The following is a 21,223-nucleotide window of genomic DNA, read 5'->3' as shown; positions in this document are numbered from 1 at the left end:
CGCCGCATGAAAAACGGGCCTTACGGCCCGTTTTTTTATCCTGCAACCTTGACGTTCGCAGCGGCCGCTTTCGCTCTCGCCACGGCGTCGTCAACGTTATCCCCGGTGGCTAATGCCACGCCAAGACGGCGGGTTCCGTCGATCTCCGGCTTGCCGAACAAACGTACCTGCAATCCTGCACCCACCGCCCCGTCGACGTTATCAAACGTGACGTTCTGGCTGGTTAACTGCGGCAGGATCACCGCCGAGGCGGCCGGGCCATACTGACGAATCCCGCCGACGGGCAGGCCGAGGAACGCGCGCACGTGCAGGGCGAACTCGGAGAGATCCTGCGAAATCAGCGTCACCATGCCGGTGTCATGCGGGCGAGGGGAGACTTCGCTGAAAATCACCTCATCACCGCACACAAACAGCTCCACGCCGAACAGGCCATAGCCGCCCAGCGCCAGGACGGTTTTACGGGCGATCTCCTGAGCACGCTCCAGCGCCAGGGTGCTCATCTGCTGCGGCTGCCAGGATTCGCGGTAATCGCCATCTTCCTGACGGTGCCCAATCGGGTCGCAGAAATGGACGCCGTCAACGGCGCTGACGGTCAGCAGGGTGATTTCGAAATCAAACTTCACGACGCCTTCGACGATGACGCGACCGGCTCCGGCCCGGCCACCCTGCTGGGCATAATCCCACGAGCTATCCAGGGTGCTGCTGTCGCGAATAAAGCTCTGTCCTTTTCCGGAGGAGCTCATCACCGGCTTAACGATGCACGGGTAGCCAATCTCTTCGACGGCCTTCAGGAATGCGGCCTTATCGCCCGCAAAACGGTAGCTCGAGGTGGGCAATCCCAGCTCTTCCGCCGCCAGGCGACGAATGCCTTCGCGGTTCATGGTGAGCTTTGCGGCTTTCGCGCAGGGCACCACGCGCTGGCCTTCCTGTTCCAGAGCGATCAGCGTATCGGTGGCGATGGCCTCAATTTCCGGCACAACAAAATCGGGTTTTTCGCGCGTAATCAGCTCACGAAGGGCATCGCCATCCAGCATGTTAATCACATAAGAACGATGGGCGACGTGCATGGCGGGTGCGTCGGCGTAACGGTCTACGGCAATGACTTCCACACCTAAACGCTGGCACTCAATGGCGACCTCTTTTCCCAGCTCGCCCGATCCCAACAGCATCACTCGCGTCGCCGCAGGTCGCAGCGCAGTTCCTAAACGAATCATAACAATCCCCCTGAAAAAGTTGCGCGCAGTATAAACGAAAACGTTTGCGTCTGTCTTGCGCAGGGATAAACGCGAGGGCAGAAATTTGCGCTTCTTTAGCCCGACCAGACATTTCCTGACGCCCGCTCGCTTACGCTGTGGAACATGTTCACCGTTAAGTGAGGGAAACCATGTCTGGCTGGTTAAATCAATTGCAATCCCTGTTAGGGCAGAAAACATCGTCTGGCGAACGGGGCCTCAGCAAACTGCTGGTACCCGGGGCGCTCGGCGGGCTGGCAGGCCTGCTGGTCGCGAATAAATCCTCACGCAAGCTGCTGGCAAAGTATGGTACAGGCGCGCTGCTGGCCGGCGGCGGCGCCATCGCGGGCACCGTGCTGTGGAATAAATACAAGGACAGGGTACGGACCGCGCACAGCGATGAACCGCATTACGGCGAGCACACCTCGCCGCTGGATCTGCGTACCGAACGGCTCATTCTTGCGCTGGTCTTTGCCGCGAAAAGCGACGGGCATATTGACGATAAGGAACGAACGGCGATCGAGCAGCAGCTGCGCGAGGCCGGTGTTGAAGAGAAGGGAAGAGTGCTGGTGGCGCAGGCGATAGAACAGCCGCTCGAGCCGCAGCGTCTTGCGCAAAGTGTGAAAAATGAGGAAGAGGCGCTGGAGCTCTATTTCCTCAGCTGCGCCGCCATCGATATCGATCACTTTATGGAACGCAGCTACCTTAACGCTCTGGGCGATGCGTTAAAGATCCCTCAGGACGTGCGCGAGGGTATTGAGCGGGATATCCGGGAGCAAAAACAGGCGTTACAGGGATAGCCGTCGCCGTCGCGACGCTGTTTCGCTTGCATCATGCGTGGGTTTTGCCAACCTTATAGGGTGTAAAACTTAAAAGAATGATGACATGCCACCGAAAGCCCGACGTACTCCTTATGCGATCACCACGCATGGCGATACGCGTATAGACAACTATTACTGGCTGCGGGACGATTCTCGCTCCCGGCCAGAGGTACTCGACTACCTGCACGAGGAAAACGACTATGGCCGAAAGGTCATGTCCAGCCAGCAGACGCTTCAGGACCAGCTCCTGAATGAAATGGTGCAGCGTATTCCCCAGCGCGATATCTCCGCGCCCTGGACCAAAAACGGCTATCGCTATCGCCATATTTACGAGCCCGGCAATGAGTATCCCATCTACCAGCGTCAGTCGGTGTTAAGCGCCGAATGGGATGAGTGGGATATTCTGCTCGATGCCAACCAGCGGGCCGCCCACAGCGAGTTTTATACCCTGGGCGGCATGTCCATTTCCCCTGACAACGCGGTGATGGCGCTGGCGGAGGATTATCTCTCCCGCCGCCAGTACGGCCTGCGGTTTCGCAATCTGGACACCGGCAACTGGTATCCGGAAATGCTGGAAAACGTCTCCCCGGATTTTGTCTGGGCGAATGATTCCGAGACGGTCTACTACGTCAAAAAGCACGCGTCGACGCTGCTGCCTTACCAGGTGTGGCGACATACCGTGGGAACAGACTCCGCTGACGACGAGCTGGTTTATGAAGAGAAAGACGAAACGTTCTATGTCAGCCTGCATAAAACCTCCTCACGCCACTATGTGATTATCTTCCTTGCCAGCGCGACGACGTCGGAAGTTCTGCTGCTCGATGCCGAACTGCCGGACGCCCAGCCGCTCTGTTTCCTGCCGCGCCGTAAGGATCACGAGTACAGCCTGGATCACTTCCAGCACAGCTTTTATCTGCGCTCCAATCGCGAGGGCAAAAACTTTGGTCTCTATAAAACCAAAGTGCGCGATGAGCGCAAGTGGGAGGTGCTTATCCCCGCGCGGGATCAGGTGATGCTGGAAGGGTTCACCCTGTTTACCGACTGGCTGGTGGTGGAAGAGCGTCAGCGCGGGCTGACCAGTATCCGGCAAATCAACCGTAAAACCCGGGAAGTGGTGGGGATTGCGTTTGATGACCCGGCCTACGTGACGTGGATTGGGTTCAACCCTGAACCCGAATCGTCGCGGTTGCGCTACGGCTACTCCTCCATGACCACGCCGGACACCCTGTTTGAGCTGGATATGGATACCGGGCAGCGCCAGGTGATTAAACAGACCGAGGTAAAAGGTTTTGAGTCCGAAAACTACCGCAGCGAGCATCTGTGGGTCACCGCCCGTGATGGTGTGGAGGTGCCGGTCTCGCTGGTCTATCACAAAGGCCATTTCCAGAAAGGCAAAAACCCGATCCTGGTGTACGGCTACGGCTCGTATGGCTCAAGCATGGATGCCGATTTCAGCAGCAGCCGGTTAAGCCTGCTCGATCGCGGCTTTGTTTTCGCCATCGCCCATATTCGCGGCGGCGGTGAGCTGGGCCAGAACTGGTATGAAGACGGGAAATTCCTGAAAAAGAAAAACACCTTCAATGACTACCTCGACGTCTGCGATGCGCTGATTGAGCAGGGCTACGGCGCTCCGCAGCTCTGCTTTGGGATGGGGGGCAGCGCGGGCGGCATGCTAATGGGGGCGGCGATCAACCAGCGTCCCGACCGCTTTAAGGGGATTGTCGCGCAGGTACCGTTTGTCGATGTGGTCACGACCATGCTCGATGAATCCATTCCGCTTACCACCGGAGAGTTTGAGGAGTGGGGGAATCCGCAGGATGAGATGTACTACCGCTATATGAAAGAGTACAGCCCGTACGATAACGTTGAGGCGAAAGCCTACCCGCACATGCTGGTCACCACCGGTTTGCATGATTCTCAGGTGCAGTACTGGGAGCCGGCAAAATGGGTGGCAAAGCTGCGGGAGCTGAAAACCGATGACAATCTGCTGCTGCTGTGTACCGACATGGATTCCGGACACGGAGGGAAATCGGGGCGATTTAAATCGTACGAAGGCGTTGCCCTGGAATATGCCTTTTTAATAGGCCTGGCGCAGGAAACGCTGCCAGGCCGTGCGGAGCGTTAAGCTTCGCCCAGATAATGTTTCAGCGTTAAGCGCAGTTCCGGGCTCATTCTGTCGAGGTTGTTATACAGCCAGCGCAAATAGCCCGGGTCTTTATCCGCCACCTCGGACACCGGCTTCCCGCGATATTTACCAAAGGTAAACGTGGTCAGCAGCGCGGGACGTCCGGTGATCGTCGCCATGTCATCCGGCGTCCAGCCAGAGATATTCATAATATCAATCAGCAGCGCGGCGGTGATATAGCAGTCATACAGGGCGCGGTGATGGTGAAGCCCCTCAGGGGTACGTACGCTGAGCTTGCGGGACTTGTACAGCGCCATATTGCTGTATTTAATCCCCGGCCAGAGACGACGCGCCAGCTTCATGGTGCAAATCCATTCCCCCGGCATTTCAGGCAACACCCGGCGGTCAAAGCTGGCGTTATGCGCGACGTACCACGGACTACCGTAGTAGTGAGGGATGATCTCTTCGATCCACGGCTTATCCGCCACCATCGATTCGGTAATGCGATGGATAGCCATTGCCTGAGGGCTTATGGGGCGATCGGGACGCACCAGATGGCTCATGGGGTTGACGATTTTACCATCAACCACGTCGACAGAGGCCACTTCCACTATTCCGCCCTGAAGATCGCAAGTTTCGGTATCGATGACGCGCAGCATTGAAAACTCCTGAGCTTAAAACGCCTAGCCTAAAGGAATGATATCGCCTTGCCAACCCTCTCCGCCGAGCGTGCCGGTCACCAGAAGCTCGCCCTTATCCGCGCGCACGACCAGCTGGCCTTTTTCATCCCACAGCGCGCTGCCGCCGCAGGCGTTCGCCATCAGCACCGCAATGGCATATTTATGCGCGAAGCGCTGCAGGTTACTGATGGACTGCCGCCAGCGATTATCCCCCACCGACTGGCAGCTGGTAACAAGCGTTGCCCGGGGATCGAGATTGGGGGAATCGGGATGTGCATCAAGGATGCTAAGGTGTTTATCCCCCGGCACGAGGCTGGCACCGCGCCCTTGCGGATAGCGCAAAATGCGATGGCGGGCGGGCGAAAACAGCACAAGGCCTTTCTGGCGCTGGCCATTCTGTTCCAGGGGGAGCCCGGCAATAACGGTAATCTGGTGTAGATGTGCCGCGTTGAGCAGCGGCTCCAGCTGCGCGTCATCGGGCGGGGGAGGTAACGTCGGCGCGCCAGAGCCCGTTAATGAGAGTTCAGGGAAAACCAGCAGTTCGCACCGCTGCCGCGCTGCTTCGGCGATGAAGCGCAGGTGGTGCGTAACATGGTCATCTACGGTCTGATGCAGCCCGCCATACTGGGCTGCCGCTATATTCCAATGTGACATCGTGACTTCCTTATACACTGAGTCGCAGAGATTTAAGAATAGACCCATATTTATCAGGGTTTTCTTATCCTGCCAGATTACGCGTAAGGAAGTGTAACGACTCGTTAAGCTTATTTAACTTTAGGCTCGTACGGTAAACGGGAGAGATTGACCGAGGCAAGACGGTGGGCGATGAGTCTTTCGCGGAACCAGTCGCGCAGATGGGCGGGCTGTTCCCGTTCCACGACTTCAGCCACGATGGGCATGTTGTAACGCTCTTTGAACGCGACGCCAGCGGCAGCGAGATCGACATTCACTTTATCCATCTCGTCCTGCGGAAGGGCGGCCAGATTGATCTTCATTACCTTCTCCTTTTTATACGGCGGCAACGTTACCGCGATTGCACGATGATGACAAGCGGAGGCAGGATGATCCTCGACTCGTTTATTATACAGCGTTATTCTTTAGCATACAGACATAACAAAAAGGAATGATTGGATGGGTTTCTCCGCTTCCCGCGCAGTTTGCGCACTGGTTTTTGTGGCCTCGACAATGATGACGCCCTCCGTGCTTGCACATGCGCATCTTAACCAGCAGGTCCCGGCAGCAGACAGCGTGGTGACCGCACCTCAGGCACTTACGCTGAATTTTTCGGAAGGTATCGAACCTGGTTTTAGCGGTGTGGTGGTAACGGATGCGCAAAATCAGGTCATCAAAACGGGAACCGTTACGCGCGACGAAAAGAACAAAGCTCAGCTTACCGTGCCGCTGGAACAAACGCTGGCAGCAGGAACTTACCAGGTGGACTGGCACGTGGTCTCCGTAGACGGCCATAAAACCAAAGGCAGCTATCACTTTAGCGTGAAATAGCATGCTGGCGCTGTGTTATGTCGGGTTACGCTTTATCCATTTCGGGGCGCTGATGCTGGTGTTTGGCAATGCGCTTTATAGCGTCTGGTTTGCGCCTTCCTCTCTCCACCGTCTGCTGTCCCGGCGTTTTCAGTCTCAGCAGAAAGTGGCGGCCCTAGTGAGCCTGGCGGCTGCGGTCCTGATGTTTATGCTGCAGGGTGGATTGATGGGCAACGGCTGGGGAGATGTGTTTGCGCCACAGGTCTGGTTCAGCGTGATGGGAACCCGGTTTGGCGGCGTCTGGCTGTGGCAAATGATCCTCGCTGCGATAACGGTCAGTGCCGCATGGCTCGCGCCGCTGAAAGGTTCGCGTCTGCTGCTGCTCGCAATGGGCCAGCTTATCCTGCTGGCTGGGGTAGGTCACGCGGCGATGAACGACGGTCCGATGGGGGCGCTGCAGCGTCTTAATTATGCTTTTCACCTGATCTGTGCCGCCACTTGGCTTGGCGGATTACTGCCCCTGCTGTTCTGCATGCGACTGGCGAAAGGGCGCAGGCAGAATGCCGCCATCTTTACCATGATGCGCTTCTCGCGCGTGGGGCATTATGCCGTTGCGGGCGTGCTGCTCTCCGGGGTGATAAATGCGCTCATGATACTGGGCCTCGATATTCCCTGGCAGGCTGGCTACGTGCAGTTTTTGTTGTTCAAATGTGCGCTGGTGGCATTGATGGTGGTAATTGCGCTGGCAAATCGGTATTTTCTGGTGCCACGGTTTCGTCCGGAGAGCGGACGAGCACAACAGATTTTTATCAGGATGACACAGGCAGAAGTGGTGCTGGGAGCGCTGGTGCTGGCAACGGTCAGTCTGTTCGCCACCTGGGAACCCTTCTGACAAGGTTAAATATCATATGAAAAAGACAGTACTTTCTCTCTTATTGCTGGCCTGTACGGGGAGCGCGTTTGCCGCACCGCAGGTCATCACCGTGAGCCGTTTCGAGGTGGGTAAGGACAAATGGGCGTTCAATCGCGAAGAGGTGATGCTGACCTGCCGTCCAGGCCATGCGCTGTATGCCATCAATCCGAGCACGCTGGTGCAATACCCCCTGAATGATACCGCAGAGCAGCAGGTAGCCAGCGGCAAGAGCAGCGGCCAGCCGATTAGCATTATTCAAATCGATGACCCGTCGCATCCGGGACAAAAAATGAGTCTGGCACCGTTTATCGAGCGCGCCGACAAGCTCTGCTAACGTTCGGGTTTCCAATAAAAAACCGCAGATGCTTGCGAAAGCACTGCGGTTTTTCACTTTTAATGATGCTCTGGCGCTTTTTTTCCGACCGCTTTAGCTGTGGACTGGAAAACCTGGCGTCGTCATCTATTCTTAAAAGGCAAGGCGACTTAGCCTGCATTAATGCCAACTTTTAGCGCACGGCTCTCTCCCAAGAGCCATTTCCCTGGACCGAATACAGGAATCGTATTCGGTCTCTTTTTATCTATTTGTTTTTCAATGGTTTTTTCGGTTTTAACATGAAATCCCCCGAAAATTACTCGAACATTCCATATCCTCTCTAAACCATAACATACTCAGGACCGCGTGCGTCCAGGGTTTTTTGGGATCTTTGTTAAAATTTTGTGGCCGAGCGACCGCTGAGCAAACGCCTTCTGGGGAGCAAAAGGGCAGCCCTAGGTTAAATAATGAACGTGCTGAATTTGTCTTTGTGGCGGACAATGTACTCCGGGAAGTTTTCAACCGTTAGCTCTTGCTTGATTAATGTCCTGTCGCGCCCCCAGATATCTTCCGCGTTTTTAATGACCTTCATGATGTGTTCCGGGTTGTTAAACTCAGGAAGATCGTATTCTGTATGGGATATGGTCGACATTTTTTCTGAGATGCGCTCGGGTGTCATTACCCAAGAGAAATGCCAGCCACCATTTTCAATGATGCTGTTGTTAATCTTGAACCAGTTCCACTTTAGCCAGGACCAGTTTTTAACGCTTCGAGTGCGTTTAAGATTCCTGAATGATTCAGGTTCGCCGCCAAAGAAACTAACGAGATTTTTATATTGTGTGGCTCTCGGTAATTTGCATTTTCTTGGCGTGTTGTCAGTATTAAAAACCTGCAGGTTGAACTGATAGTTATAGAAATTCTGATAAATAGTAGTGCAGAGCTTTTTGGGGTTTATCGATGCTACCACCTGGGGTGAAAATATCTCATCGACATCGGAAACTAAAATCAAATCATCATCGTTGGCATGCGTCAAACCCTGCATGATGGCATTCCTCTGCGCGGCTTCATTTGCCCACGCATCCACCACCATACCCTCTGGCAGACCCGGAATCACTTCTCGGGCTGGATGAGATTCTTCGGCGGCTATCGTAATCGGTTCTTTATCATGCACAATGTAGATAATTTTATCTTTAAACTGACTGTATTTATTAATGTCAAAATGCAGCTGCCTCTTTTTACCGGTAAAGGTATGCGTTGACTCAACGATAACGAAGCGATCGACAACGTCCGCGAGCGTGTTCAGTCTGATTTCGAGAAGCATATCTTCATCGTAATATAAGAAGCAGTCATAGATCATTACCGAAGTCCCTCATTTTATGCGCCCACAGTGCGCTTTTCCCAACGCATTCGCCGGTATCATTTCGCGCAATGCTAACTGAGCGCACTCGCCCTGCGCAAGAGTGCACTGCTTTATCATTCCTCTTTTAAACAGAATGCATCCGCTATGCAGTGGGCGAAGGCGCCAGCCAGGCTTAAAAATGGGACTTAACGGATACCTCTATTTCATCGAGCAGCTCAAAGCGACGGCGATATTCGGCACGTTTTTTACTGGCAATCTCTTCAAGCGATTTACGCTCCATCTGCCGCGGCAGCTGCCAGCAGAAGGCCGAAAGCTTTTTACCGTCCAGAGATGCCCAAAATTCATCATAGCTGGCGTGGAAATGGCGGCCTTTGCTCAGGCGATATCGCAACGCGCGGAAAACGTGCCCCTCGTCGCTGACGGCAAAAATCGCCCGGACAGATGACTGCGCAGCCAGCTGAAAAAGAACTTCCATCAACACGCGCTTAGGGAACAGGCCGTGACAGGCGCGGGTGGCCTGTTTAATGACGTCTCGCGATACGCAGCGACGGGGCCCCTGAAGCCCGCCAATGACCATGACTTGCTGACCGTTGCTGCGCGCGACGCTAAAGGTCAGGCTGGCCAGCAGCGTATCCTCGTTGTCGTGTAGCCACAGCGTGCTTTCTCCTTCGCGCTCGGCTTTTCCCGCAGAGGAAGCATTGACCCTATAGGTTACGCCGTCTTTAGCATGGAACTGCACAACGGTTTGCTCCTGCTGGCTCGTCAGGGCCTGAGCGAGACCGCTCTCTTTCAGGCTATCAATCCAGTAGTAATGGTTGACGATAGCGTCGGCGCGATCGTTAGCCGTCAGGCCGCGCATCAGATATTGTCGGTGGGTTTTACTGGGCAACGTAATTTGAGAGGCCAGCAGCCTGTCGAAATCGTCGCGACCCGAAAGGGCTTCCAGCATGCGATGGGTAGAGGACCAGAACAGAAGCGAGCGTAAAAGGAACTTCAGACGATATTCGCGTTTGCGCCAGATCGGACCCGGCACGCGTTTGCCGTTCACCAGCTCGGAAATAATATTTGTGCGATGCGGATAAAAAACATCGTTATGCAGGTGCGTATTAGACACGTGAAGACCCCTCTTTTTTTATACCCTTATTCTAAAGAGCCAATAAAAAGGGATTAATAGCGCGAGGATCTTTATTTCTGTTTGGTTTACCGTTTGTTTGACTTCGTGATGACCGCGCCTGTCTGTTGCCTTTTCTGCGGCGGCTATACTGTTTAAAGGAGGTCCTATGTATCAGCGAATTGAAGGTGGGATGTGGCGTCACGTCTGGGTTGTCAGCGATATACACGGTTGTTACCAGTGGCTCATGGATGAGCTTAAACGCCGTCATTTTAACCCATATGAGGATTTACTTATTTCAGTCGGGGATGTGATCGATCGTGGCCCTGATAGCGTTAAATGCCTGCAGTTAATTCATGAAAAATGGTTTCGTGCCGTGCGTGGAAACCATGAGCAAATGGCTCTCGACAGTCTGGATAATAACGATTTTTCTCTCTGGACGATGAATGGTGGAATATGGTTTTCGCATCTTGAACGCGACCAGCAACAGCTTGCCCTGTCGTTGCTCGACGCCTGTCGCGATTTACCGCATATCATCGAGATAACCTGTGCGAACGGTCTGAATGTGATTGCCCATGCGGATTATCCGGCCGCGGAATACTGTTGGCAAAAACCGGTTAGCGCCCAGCGCGTCTTATGGAACCGCGACAGGCTGATGGGATTTATGGTGGGCAAAGGAGAGGGCATCAGCGGCGCGGATCATTTCTGGTTTGGGCATACGCCCCTCGACAGAAGATACGATTTTAATAATCTTCACTACATTGATACGGGGGCTGTGTTCGACGGTTACTTCACGCTGGCGCAGCTGCAGTAATAAATAACCCGCCTTCGGGCGGGTTCTCTTTAGGTCAGGCAAGACGCATGACCCAGGCATCGGTTTTACTATCGTAATGCTCACGGTAAAGGACAGAATGTTCGCCATCAAGTATTGCCGGGACGCTGGTATCTGCATCCCATGCATCGAGCTGCATGCACAAATCCGGGTCGGATTTGCAGGGAATACTTAACGTTCGATCGCCTTGTGCTTCGCCGCGCAGCTCTGCGTCGTCGATCTCAAAAGCGCCAATACGCACGCTGGTTTTCGTCATAGTGCTCTCCGGGTCGGTTGTCAAAATCTGGTATGACCAGTGCGATCATCCATTTATGATCGTAGACAAGGAGAGCAAAATCGCCAGTAAAAAAATGCGCTTTTTTTCAGGCTGTGCGATCGTTACCGGTAAACAGACGGCCATCACGAACCAGCTCGCGCGGATAGCTGTTTTTCAGCCTTGAGCCGACTTTTTTTGCCAGCCCCAGCGGATATCCCTGATACGTTACGATCACTTCATCGCCTGACGGCGTGCAGTCCGGATAGACATCGCGACCACGGTACCACTCTTCGGCTTCCTGATGCGTCAGGGCAAAGGTATTCTCGCATCCGGCAAGGGCAATAACGGCCTCATGCTGCCAGCGATAGCCTTTGTTATGCACTTCAGCCAGGCGGATCCCGATTCGCGAAAAACGGACCTTTCCGATGAGCGGCTCGATCTGTGCCGGGAACAGCCATATCTCTTTATCACGCATCCAGGGGTGCAGACTCTCATCCCAGACCAGCCCAACCTTTTTGGCGGCGGCTTCAAGCTGTGCTGCATCGCGACCTTTAAGGGGAGCAAACGGGAAGTTGCCGACCTTAAATTTAGGCGCGGGCAGGGGAGCAACCGCCTGCGTTTTACGCAGACGCGCCACAAAGAACCCTTCGCAGTCGTAAATCTGCGGGAACACGTGGAGGAAACCCTCCGGCGTGACCGCCTCCTGTGCCGAGACGAACAGATCGTTAAGCGGCAGAAACTCCACGGCATCCGGGTAGTTCGCTTTCAGCCACAGGCAGACGTCTTCGTTTTCATCGCGGTTTAAGGTGCACGTTGAATAGACCAGCGTGCCGCCGGGGCGCAACGCGTGAAATGCGCTCTCGATCAGCTCGCGCTGCGTGGCGGCGATCTCAAGGTTGCTTTCCACGGACCAGTTTTTTAACGCATCGGGATCTTTACGCACCACCCCTTCGCCGGAGCAAGGGGCGTCCAGCAGAATGGCATCGAAGGCTTCCGGTAAGGCGGCGCCAAACACGCGTCCGTCGAAGTGCGTCAGGGCAACATTATGAATACCGCAGCGGCTGATGTTGGCATGCAGCACCTTCACGCGGCTGGCGGAAAACTCGTTGGCGAGGATCGCCCCGTGGTTACCCATCCGGGCGGCAATTTGCGTGGTTTTTGAGCCGGGCGCCGCGGCAACATCCATCACGCGTTCAGGCGCATTGCCATCGGCGAACAGGGCGGCCACCGGCAGCATCGAGCTGGCTTCCTGAATATAGAACAGACCGCTCAGATGTTCAGCGGTACTGCCCAGCGGCAGCGAGGCTTCGTCATCGCGTTCGATCCAGAACCCCTCGGCGCACCACGGGACCGGCGTAAGCTGCCAGCCGTACGGCGAGATCAGCGCCAGAAAATCATCGACGCTGATTTTCAGCGTGTTGACGCGAATACTTCGGCGTAACGGACGCTGGCAGGCGGCGATAAAATCGTCTAACGACAGGTGAGAGGGAAGCGCCTCGCGCATCTGCGCCAGGAATTGTTCAGGAAGAAATACGGAGTTTTGAGCCACGGGCACACCACAGGGAAAAGTTCAGGTGCGCAGTGTAACATAAAGGCTCCGGTGCGTTGACACCGGAGCCTTGCAGATTAACGCGGCAGGGCGGTTCCCCATTCACGCCACTCTTTCGGTTCGCTTTCGAGCAGCAGGAAGTGTTTACCCGGCTGCGCTTTCGGTGCCAGCGGCGTGCCCGGCGGCGTGGCAAACGCGATACCGCCGCGAATGAACTGGTTGAAGGTGCCGGTTTTCACCACGCCACCCGTCAGGCCAAAGTCCAGTGAATAGCCGGACGCCAGCCAGAATACCGAGTTATTGCGTACCAGGTGCTGGTAGCGTTCGCTGATGCGTAACGCCACCATCACGCGGTCGGAGAGCGTACCGAGCGTCAGGCCCGTGACCGTACCCACCTCAATGCCGCGGAACAGTACCGGGGTGCCGATGCTGAGCGAGCCCGCTTCCGGCACTTCCACCACGATGCTCAGGCCGCCAAGGTAGCGCGAGTCGGTGATCGTGGCTTCCTGAAGCTCGAAATCACGACGGGCATTGCCCTGGCCCGGCTCAACGTTGATGTACGGCTGCAAAATGGTGTCGAGATGCTCAACGCCCGCGGCCGAGATCTGCGGCGTCACCACCGAGAAGCGCGAACCCGTGCGGGCGAAGGTCTGCACATATTCCGGGTACAGCACGGCGGTGGCCTGCACCTCGTTGCGCGAGGTAATCAGCGTCAGCTTCTGGATCTGCCCGATATCAATGCCGAGATAGCGAATTGGCATACCTTCCGCCAGCTTGCCGGCATCAAACGCGTGCAGGGTAATCTGTCCACCCACGGCGCGTGCGGCGGTTTCGGACGGGAAGAGAATACGCTTATCGCCTTTACGCAGATTCGCGCCCGCGCCGCTGAGGTTATCGAAGCTAATCGCTCCGCGCAGCGCGCGTGAGAGCGGGGAGGCCTGCACGGTCAGCCCGTTACCGTTAAGCTGAACTTTCGCGCCGCCCTCGGCCCAGAAGACGCTGTTTGGCGTCAGCAGCTTGCGGTACTCCGGCTTGATATGCAGTTCGATATCAAACGCATCCGCACGCGGGCGAACGGTGATAACTTCCCCGACCTCAAACTTGCGGTAGAGCACCACGGAGCCCGCCTGTACGTCCGGCAGCGTCTCGGCGCTTAGCGTCAGCGTGGTGGTAGGGAGATCGCTCAGGCTGTTTTCAACCGCTTTCTCCAGGTTGGCATACAGCGGATAGCTGTCGCGAACGGGGCCTTTATCGCCGGGCAGAATGCGGATGCCGCCGTTAACCCATTCGCTGGCGCTGGCGCCGAGGAACTCCACGCCGTCCAGTCCCACCTTCACATCGACGCGACTGTTCACCACGAATTTGCTGTCACCGTGCACCAGGTCGCTGTACTGCGGATCGATGGCGACCGAGAAGGTCACGCCATTCGCGGAGAGCTTACGCTCCAGCACCTGACCGACCTGCACGCCGTGTAAAATTAACGGCTGACCGGCTTCGATTCCGTAACTTTCTGGCGCATTCAGGGTGACGGTCACTACGCCCGGCTTTTGCAGCAGGGATTTATCCGCCGGGGCAATCACGAAGCTATTGCTGGGTTTACCTTCGCCGGGGATGAGCTCAAACGTATTGCCGGTCAACAGCGTGCTGAGGCTGGCATCGTTCAGAGAGAGCTTTGGACTGCGCATTTCGATACGCGTTTTCTCGCGCAGGAGATCGACCACGCTCGGATCGACAGTCATTTCGCCGGTGACCGAGCCGCCCGGGTTGAGCGTCATTTTGGTGAGCTGACCAACCTGCAACCCCTGATACATCAGCGGCGTCGAACCCGCTTTTAGCCCCTTAGCATCGGGCAGGGCGAGTTTAACGAGCACGCCGCGCTGGCTGTGCGCCAGGTCAGCGTACAATCCAAATGAGTCATCAGCGGTGGCAGGGCTTGAGTTTTCCGGGGAGTCAAAGGCAATGGCACCATTCACCAGCGCGGCCAGACTTTCCAGCTTCACTTTCGCACCGCTCAGGCTGACGTCCGCATCCACGCCGGAGACGTTCCAGAAGCGGCTGCCTTTTTTCACCAGATTGGTGAAGCGACGCTCGATCAGCACGTCGATGGTGACGCCCTGTTTATTCGGGTTGATCGCGTAATCGTACACGCGGCCAACCGGGATTTTGCGGAAATAGACCAGCGAACCGCTGTTCAGAGAACCGAGATCCGGCGCCTGCAGATGGATCATTAAATCGCCGTTGTTGAGGCGGTACTTGGGCTGTGTATCCAGGGCAACAAAGTGATCCTGCGGCTCACCTTTACCCGGCATCATGCCGATATAGTTACCGCCCACTAGCGCATCCAGCCCGGACACGCCGGCCAGAGACGCTTTTGGCGTCACCAGCCAGAACTGCGTTTCGCTGCGCAGGGCATCCTGCATGTCAGATTTAATACTGACCCGCACCTGAATCTTGTTCAGCCCTTTTCCAAGGGAGATATCCTGAACCGTACCCACTTCAACCCCCTGGAAGCGAACGGGCGTTCGCCCGGCGACGATGCCGTCTGCGGTCTGGAAATCAATAGTGACGGTACTCCCGCGATCTTCATAGCTCGTCCAGATAAGCCAGCCTGCAATCATCAGGGCGATGACGGGCAGCAACCAGAATGGCGAAATGCGGCGTTTTGTTTTAATTCTCGCTTCAGTCGGCGAAGCGGGGGTTTCCTGACTCATGTGCATCCCAAAGTAAGCGGCTATCCAGCCATTCCACAGCAAGAATAGTCAATATCACCGCAGAGCCGAAATAAAAAGCCGCGGGTCCCATTGTAAAAGCAAGTAGCTGGTCGCGATTGATGAGCGACATCATCAGTGAAATCACGAACAGATCTAACATTGACCAGCGGCCAATCCAGGTGACGAACCGCAGCAGCAGAATGCGGGTCCGTAAGCCTTGTTCACATTTAAAGTGAATGCTGATGAGCAGGGTAAACATCACCACCACTTTGGTAAAGGGAACCAGGATACTGGCAATGAAGACGATCGCCGCCACCCCGACGTTGCTGTGCGCAAGGGAGATAATCCCGGAGAGGATAGTATCCTCCTGACGCCCGCCATTCACGTAAATGATGGAAATCGGCAACATATTGGCTGGGATCAGAAACACCAGGGAGGCGATCAGCGCGGCCCAGCATTTTTGCAGGCTGTTGTTGCGCCGCAGCCTCAACGGAATGTGGCACCGCGGGCAGCGACCACGCGCGTCGGGCAAGCCGGTATAGTGACATCCCAGACAGACGCGCAGATTTTCATCAGGACGCGTGGCGGGGCGCTGAGGGTAAAATCGCTCCCAGAGCTGTTCAACGTTCAGGTGGATAAGCGTCAGTATGCTCAGCAATACCAGGCTGATGAAAGCAAAGAGTCCGATGCCGGGCTGCAAAAAGGCGTAGTCCTGTACCTTTATTGACGCAACGCCCACGCCCACCAGATAAATATCCAGCATCACCCACTCTTTGAGCTTATCCAGCATCAGCAGTACCGGCCGAAGGTTCATGCCGAGAATATTGCCAAACCACAGATAGGCAATGGCGGCGACCAGCACCAGCGGCGCGCCAACGGTACAGAACAGCACCATTGCAGCGGTGATGGGATCCCCCTGACGGGTCATCTGCCAGATACCCTGCAGCACGTTGGCGTCAATGCGCACGCCAAGCAGGTAGAGTTTCAGCAGCGGTTCGCTCCAGGCGAAGGGCATCAGCAGCAGCATGGTGACGGCCATGGCGGCGAGGCGGGTGAGCGACCAGTCGCGGCCATCGCGAATTTTGGCGTCGCAGCGGGGACAAAAGGCACTTTGGTGCGATTTCATCTTCGGCAACATAAAAAGCGTATCGCACTGGGGGCAACGCTGATAATGTGCACGTGGCAAAGCTTCGCTTACCGTATGGACAGTTATCTTTCTTGTCGGCGTAATTTTGGTTGTTTTTAAGGCCATCAGCTGCGCACAAATAAGTATTGTTGAAAGTTATAATAACTCATGAACGGATTCATCTTGAGCATGAGCGCATTTAATGCTTATTTTAATAGGCTATGCGGTAAATTTGTAAGACAACTAAGTGATTGAATAATGAACAAAACAGAATTCTACGCGGATCTGAACCGCGATTTTAAGGCATTGATGGCGGGTGAGACCAGCTTCTTAGCTACTCTGGCAAATACTAGCGCATTGCTGTTTGAACGTCTCTCTGACGTGAACTGGGCCGGCTTTTACCTCCTGGAAGGTGAAACGCTGGTGCTCGGCCCGTTCCAGGGCAAACTGGCCTGCGTGCGTATTCCGGTAGGGCGTGGCGTATGCGGCACGGCGGTGGCCGAAAATCAGGTCCAGCGTGTGGAAGATGTTCATGCGTTTGACGGGCATATTGCCTGTGATGCTGCCAGTAATTCTGAAATCGTTCTGCCGCTGGTGGTAAAAAATCAGATTATTGGCGTTCTGGATATCGACAGTACGGTCTTCAGTCGCTTTACAACCGAGGACGAACAGGGGCTACGCGAGCTGGTGGCGAATCTGGAAAACGTACTCGCTGCAACCGATTATCAAAAATTCTTTGCGAGCGTCGCAGGATAATCAACGGATAACGTAGCATTTACTGATAGCGTCATTATAATGACGCCTGTTCATGCCTGCGCTTGTTGGCAACGTCCGTTGTAATCAGGAAATTTCATGGAAAATCAACCTAAGTTGAATAGCAGTAAAGAAGTTATCGCATTTCTGGCCGAGCGTTTCCCGCAGTGCTTCAGCGCGGAAGGTGAAGCTCGTCCCCTGAAAGTCGGTATTTTTCAGGATCTGGTGGCGCGTGTTGAAGGGGAAATGAACCTCAGCAAAACTCAGCTGCGTTCCGCCTTACGTCTTTATACTTCGAGCTGGCGTTACCTGTACGGTATCAAACCAGGCGCGACCCGCGTGGACCTCGACGGCAACCCTTGCGGTGAGCTGGACGAGCAGCACGTTGAGCACGCGCGCAAGCAGCTTGAAGAAGCCAAAGCACGCGTTCAGGCACAACGTGCAGAACAGCAGGCGAAAAAACGCGAAGCCGCAGCGGTAAACGGCCAGGAAGAAGCGCCTCGTCGTGAGCGTAAACCACGCCCTGCGCCGCGCCGTCACGATAATAACGATCGCAAACCGCGTGCAGACAAACCAGCAGCAAAAGCCCCGCGTGCCCCTCGTGAAGAGCCGCGCCATACGCCGGTTTCTGACATTAACGCCCTGAGCGTAGGTCAGGCACTGAAGGTAAAAGCGGGTAACAATGCTATGGACGCCACCGTACTGGAAATCACCAAAGATGGCGTTCGTGTACAGCTGACTTCTGGTATGTCAATGATTGTACGCGCAGAACACTTGTTGTTCTGAAACGGAGGCCAAGCCTGGCATGAACACTTTTTTTAAGCTCACCGCGCTGGCGGGCCTGTTTGCCATAACAGGTCACGCTTTTGCAGTGGACGATATCACGCGTGTTGATCAAATTCCGGTACTCAAGGAAGAGACGCAACATGCGACGGTGAGCGAGCGCGTGACCTCACGTTTTACCCGCTCGCACTATCGTCAGTTCGATCTCGATCAGGCCTTTTCGGCCAAAATCTTTGACCGCTATCTGAACTTGCTGGATTACAGCCATAACGTTTTGCTCGCCAGCGATGTCGAGCAGTTCGCTAAGCGCAAATCCGAGGTGGGTGATGAGTTGCGTTCAGGCAAGCTGGATCTGTTTTACGATCTCTACAACCTGTCGCAAAAGCGCCGCTTTGAACGCTATCAGTACGCGCTGAAAGTGCTGGAACGTCCGATGGACTTCACCGGCACTGACACCTTTAACCTGGATCGCAGTAAAGCACCCTGGCCGAAAGATGAAGCCGAGTTGAATGCGCTGTGGGACGGTAAAGTTAAATACGACGAACTGAGCCTTAAGCTGACCGGCAAAGACGAAAAAGAGATCCGTGATACGCTGACGCGTCGTTACAAATTTGCCATTCGTCGTCTGGCGCAGACCAACAGTGAGGATGTTTTCTCACTCGCGATGACCGCCTTTGCGCACGAAATTGATCCGCACACCAACTATCTCTCTCCACGCAACACCGAACAGTTCAATACCGAGATGAGCCTGTCTCTGGAAGGTATCGGCGCGGTGCTGCAGATGGACGATGATTACACGGTGATCAATTCCATGGTCGCGGGTGGCCCGGCGTCCAAAAGCAAAGCGATTAGCGTAGGCGATCGCATCGTGGGTGTAGGACAAACAGGCCAGAACATGGTCGACGTGATCGGCTGGCGTCTCGATGACGTGGTTGCGCTGATCAAAGGTCCGAAAGGCAGCAAGGTTCGTCTGGAAATTCTGCCTGCCGGTAAAGGCACTAAAACCCGTATAGTTACCCTGACCCGCGAGCGTATCCGTCTGGAAGACCGCGCGGTGAAAATGTCGGTGAAAACCGTGGGTAAAGAGAAGGTCGGTGTCCTGGATATTCCTGGCTTCTACGTAGGGCTGACTGACGATGTGAAAGTTCAGCTGCAGAAGCTTGAGAAGCAGAACGTCAGCAGCATTATCATCGACCTGCGCAGTAACGGCGGCGGGGCGCTGACAGAAGCGGTTTCACTCTCCGGTCTGTTCATTCCATCTGGCCCTGTGGTTCAGGTGCGCGATAACAACGGTAAAGTGCGTGAAGATGCCGACAACGACGGTGTGGTCTACTACAAAGGCCCGCTGGTGGTCCTGGTTGACCGCTTCAGTGCTTCCGCGTCTGAAATCTTTGCCGCTGCAATGCAGGACTATGGTCGCGCGCTGATTGTCGGTGAGCCAACCTTCGGGAAAGGTACCGTACAGCAGTATCGCTCTCTGAATCGTATTTACGATCAGATGCTGCGTCCGGAATGGCCTGCGCTGGGCTCGGTTCAGTACACCATTCAGAAATTCTACCGCGTGAACGGCGGCAGTACGCAGCGTAAGGGCGTAACGCCGGACATCATGATGCCGACAGGCACGGAAGAGACGGAAACCGGCGAGAAGTTTGAAGATAACGCCTTGCCGTGGGACAGCATCAATGCCGCGACCTACGTGAAAGCGGGTGATATGACGCAATTTGGCCCAGAACTGCTGAAAGCGCATAACGACCGCATCGCGAAAGATCCGGAGTTCCAGTACATCATGAAGGACATTGCACGATTCAATGCCCTGAAAGATAAGCGGAATATCGTTTCTCTGAACTATGCACAGCGTGAGAAAGAGAACAACGAGGATGATGCAACCCGCCTGGCGCGTATCAACGATCGCTTCAAGCGCGAAGGCAAGCCTCTGCTCAAGAAACTGGACGATCTGCCAAAAGATTACCAGGAGCCGGATCCGTATCTGGACGAGACGGTGCATATCGCTCTCGACCTGGCGAATCAGGAAAAAGAGAAACCAGCCGTACAGCCCGCTCCGGCAAAATAACCTCCCAACAGGCACAAGAAATTGTGCCTGTTTCTTTTTGTTCTGCATCCTTCCGTCAGTCAGATTTCCAATTGTGTAAAGTTGTGTCTTTCTGGTGACTTACGCCCGCCGGATGCTTGAAAATAGCCGCAATACCCATACGATGTGGGTAATCGCATAGTGCGTTTTGTTAAACTGAGGTAAAAAGAAAATTATGATGCGAATCGCGCTCTTCCTGCTCACCAACCTGGCGGTCATGGTGGTTTTCGGGCTCGTGCTAAGCCTGACAGGAATTCAGTCGAGCAGCGTTCAGGGTCTGTTGATTATGGCGCTGCTGTTTGGTTTTGGTGGCTCGTTCATCTCCCTGCTGATGTCGAAGTGGATGGCACTGAAATCGGTGGGTGGTGAGGTTATTGAACAGCCGCGTAACGATATGGAACAGTGGCTGATGAACACGGTGGCTCAGCAATCCCGTCAGGCCGGGATCGCCATGCCGCAGGTGGCGATTTACCATGCCCCGGACATCAACGCTTTCGCCACGGGCGCCCGTCGCGATGCGTCACTGGTTGCCGTCAGCACCGGATTGCTGCAGAACATGAGCCGTGACGAAGCCGAAGCGGTTATTGCCCACGAAATCAGCCATATCGCCAACGGTGACATGGTGACCATGACCCTGATTCAGGGCGTGGTGAACACCTTCGTGATCTTCATCTCCCGTATTCTGGCGCAGATCGCGGCAGGCTTTATGGGCGGAAACCGTGATGAAGGTGAAGAGAGCAACGGCAACCCGCTGATCTACTTCGCCGTTTCGATGGTTCTGGAACTGGTATTCGGTATTCTGGCCAGCATCATCACCATGTGGTTCTCCCGCCACCGTGAATTCCACGCGGATGCCGGCTCGGCGAAGCTGGTTGGTCGTGAGAAGATGATTGCCGCGCTGCAGCGTCTGAAAACCAGCTACGAGCCGCAGGAAGCGAATAGCATGATGGCCTTCTGCATTAACGGTAAATCCAAATCGCTGAGCGAGCTGTTTATGTCTCACCCGCCGCTGGATAAACGTATCGAAGCGCTGCGCAGTGGGGAATATCTGAAGTAACGCTAAGAACTCTAATAAGCCGGGCAGGAG

20 protein-coding genes are annotated in these 21,223 nt (G+C 55.1%); 10 read left to right on the top strand and 10 right to left on the bottom strand.

Annotated elements, in window-relative coordinates; all coding sequences use genetic code 11:
- Nucleotides 1–35 precede the first annotated feature (35 nt).
- A complete protein-coding gene (gene purT / locus ACOTZC_RS13490) occupies nt 36–1,214 on the bottom strand; it encodes a formate-dependent phosphoribosylglycinamide formyltransferase (RefSeq protein WP_045404464.1) in 1,179 nt (392 codons plus the stop codon).
- A gap of 170 nt (nt 1,215–1,384) precedes the next feature.
- Between purT and ACOTZC_RS13485 the strand changes: the two genes are divergently transcribed.
- Complete coding sequence (locus ACOTZC_RS13485; RefSeq protein WP_045404465.1) at nt 1,385–2,032, top strand: tellurite resistance TerB family protein; 648 nt, start codon at nt 1,385–1,387, stop codon at nt 2,030–2,032.
- A gap of 85 nt (nt 2,033–2,117) precedes the next feature.
- On the top strand, nt 2,118–4,178 hold the full coding sequence (ptrB, locus tag ACOTZC_RS13480; protein WP_213751476.1) for an oligopeptidase B: 2,061 nt from the start codon (nt 2,118–2,120) through the stop codon (nt 4,176–4,178).
- Here ptrB and exoX read toward each other — a convergent pair.
- The 3 genes from exoX to ACOTZC_RS13465 form a co-directional block, all read right to left on the bottom strand.
- Entirely contained in the window at nt 4,175–4,837 is a 663-nt protein-coding gene (gene exoX, locus ACOTZC_RS13475; protein ID WP_045355977.1) for an exodeoxyribonuclease X, read from the bottom strand. The genes ptrB and exoX overlap by 4 nt on opposite strands.
- Before the next feature lie 24 nt (nt 4,838–4,861).
- Nucleotides 4,862–5,512, bottom strand: coding sequence for a carbon-nitrogen hydrolase family protein (locus ACOTZC_RS13470; protein ID WP_045355978.1), 651 nt, complete (start codon nt 5,510–5,512; stop codon nt 4,862–4,864).
- Nucleotides 5,513–5,622: 110 nt separating this feature from the next.
- Nucleotides 5,623–5,853: a DNA polymerase III subunit theta gene (locus tag ACOTZC_RS13465; protein WP_013096102.1), complete on the bottom strand. Its 231-nt coding sequence runs from the start codon at nt 5,851–5,853 to the stop codon at nt 5,623–5,625.
- A 136-nt stretch (nt 5,854–5,989) separates the two neighbouring features.
- On the opposite strand from ACOTZC_RS13465, the gene yobA reads away from it, so the two are divergent.
- Genes yobA through ACOTZC_RS13450 form a run of 3 tightly spaced genes read left to right on the top strand, consistent with a single transcriptional unit; the run spans nt 5,990 to nt 7,587 of the window.
- On the top strand, nt 5,990–6,361 hold the full coding sequence (gene yobA, locus ACOTZC_RS13460; protein ID WP_045355979.1) for a CopC domain-containing protein YobA: 372 nt from the start codon (nt 5,990–5,992) through the stop codon (nt 6,359–6,361).
- Between the two features lies 1 nt (nt 6,362).
- Entirely contained in the window at nt 6,363–7,232 is an 870-nt protein-coding gene (gene copD / locus ACOTZC_RS13455) for a copper homeostasis membrane protein CopD (protein ID WP_421635820.1), read from the top strand.
- Between the two features lie 16 nt (nt 7,233–7,248).
- Nucleotides 7,249–7,587 carry a YebY family protein gene (locus ACOTZC_RS13450; RefSeq protein WP_045404471.1) on the top strand — a complete coding sequence of 113 codons (339 nt, stop codon included), beginning with the start codon at nt 7,249–7,251 and terminating at the stop codon, nt 7,585–7,587.
- A gap of 439 nt (nt 7,588–8,026) precedes the next feature.
- Here the strand turns inward: ACOTZC_RS13450 and ACOTZC_RS13445 are convergent, their stop codons facing one another.
- Nucleotides 8,027–8,923 carry a benzoate transporter gene (locus ACOTZC_RS13445; RefSeq protein WP_045405219.1) on the bottom strand — a complete coding sequence of 299 codons (897 nt, stop codon included), beginning with the start codon at nt 8,921–8,923 and terminating at the stop codon, nt 8,027–8,029.
- Between the two features lie 175 nt (nt 8,924–9,098).
- A complete protein-coding gene (locus ACOTZC_RS13440) occupies nt 9,099–10,040 on the bottom strand; it encodes a VirK/YbjX family protein (protein ID WP_047173215.1) in 942 nt (313 codons plus the stop codon).
- A gap of 166 nt (nt 10,041–10,206) precedes the next feature.
- Here ACOTZC_RS13440 and pphA point away from each other — a divergent pair, with 166 nt between their 5' ends.
- A complete protein-coding gene (pphA, locus tag ACOTZC_RS13435; protein WP_047173214.1) occupies nt 10,207–10,851 on the top strand; it encodes a protein-serine/threonine phosphatase in 645 nt (214 codons plus the stop codon).
- Between the two features lie 34 nt (nt 10,852–10,885).
- Here the strand turns inward: pphA and ACOTZC_RS13430 are convergent, their stop codons facing one another.
- The 4 genes from ACOTZC_RS13430 to yebS all read right to left on the bottom strand — a co-directional run bounded on the left by ACOTZC_RS13430 (nt 10,886) and on the right by yebS (nt 16,637).
- Nucleotides 10,886–11,125: a YebV family protein gene (locus ACOTZC_RS13430; RefSeq protein ID WP_008500472.1), complete on the bottom strand. Its 240-nt coding sequence runs from the start codon at nt 11,123–11,125 to the stop codon at nt 10,886–10,888.
- 106 nt (nt 11,126–11,231) lie between these two features.
- Nucleotides 11,232–12,674 carry a 16S rRNA (cytosine(1407)-C(5))-methyltransferase RsmF gene (gene rsmF, locus ACOTZC_RS13425; RefSeq protein ID WP_421635819.1) on the bottom strand — a complete coding sequence of 481 codons (1,443 nt, stop codon included), beginning with the start codon at nt 12,672–12,674 and terminating at the stop codon, nt 11,232–11,234.
- A 77-nt stretch (nt 12,675–12,751) separates the two neighbouring features.
- The gene (locus ACOTZC_RS13420) at nt 12,752–15,385 is read right to left on the bottom strand and encodes a PqiB family protein (RefSeq protein WP_045355985.1); all 2,634 of its coding nucleotides are present in this window, start codon (nt 15,383–15,385) and stop codon (nt 12,752–12,754) included.
- On the bottom strand, nt 15,354–16,637 hold the full coding sequence (yebS, locus tag ACOTZC_RS13415) for a membrane integrity lipid transport subunit YebS (protein ID WP_023312213.1): 1,284 nt from the start codon (nt 16,635–16,637) through the stop codon (nt 15,354–15,356). The genes ACOTZC_RS13420 and yebS overlap by 32 nt, the downstream gene beginning before the upstream one ends.
- Nucleotides 16,638–16,769: 132 nt before the next feature.
- On the opposite strand from yebS, the gene ACOTZC_RS13410 reads away from it, so the two are divergent.
- The 4 genes from ACOTZC_RS13410 to htpX all read left to right on the top strand — a co-directional run bounded on the left by ACOTZC_RS13410 (nt 16,770) and on the right by htpX (nt 21,193).
- Nucleotides 16,770–17,267, top strand: coding sequence for a GAF domain-containing protein (locus ACOTZC_RS13410; RefSeq protein ID WP_008500476.1), 498 nt, complete (start codon nt 16,770–16,772; stop codon nt 17,265–17,267).
- A gap of 96 nt (nt 17,268–17,363) precedes the next feature.
- Nucleotides 17,364–18,050: an RNA chaperone ProQ gene (gene proQ, locus ACOTZC_RS13405; protein WP_421635818.1), complete on the top strand. Its 687-nt coding sequence runs from the start codon at nt 17,364–17,366 to the stop codon at nt 18,048–18,050.
- 19 nt (nt 18,051–18,069) lie between these two features.
- Complete coding sequence (gene prc / locus ACOTZC_RS13400) at nt 18,070–20,118, top strand: carboxy terminal-processing peptidase (RefSeq protein ID WP_029741991.1); 2,049 nt, start codon at nt 18,070–18,072, stop codon at nt 20,116–20,118.
- A gap of 193 nt (nt 20,119–20,311) precedes the next feature.
- Complete coding sequence (gene htpX / locus ACOTZC_RS13395; RefSeq protein ID WP_014884290.1) at nt 20,312–21,193, top strand: protease HtpX; 882 nt, start codon at nt 20,312–20,314, stop codon at nt 21,191–21,193.
- The last annotated feature ends 30 nt before the right edge of the window (nt 21,194–21,223 follow it).

The organism is Enterobacter cloacae complex sp. SHL009 (assembly GCF_049237205.1).
Taxonomy (GTDB): domain Bacteria; phylum Pseudomonadota; class Gammaproteobacteria; order Enterobacterales; family Enterobacteriaceae; genus Enterobacter; species Enterobacter cloacae_M.
Note: the sequence above shows the minus strand (reverse complement) of the source record. Positions and strands in the feature narration are given on the sequence as shown.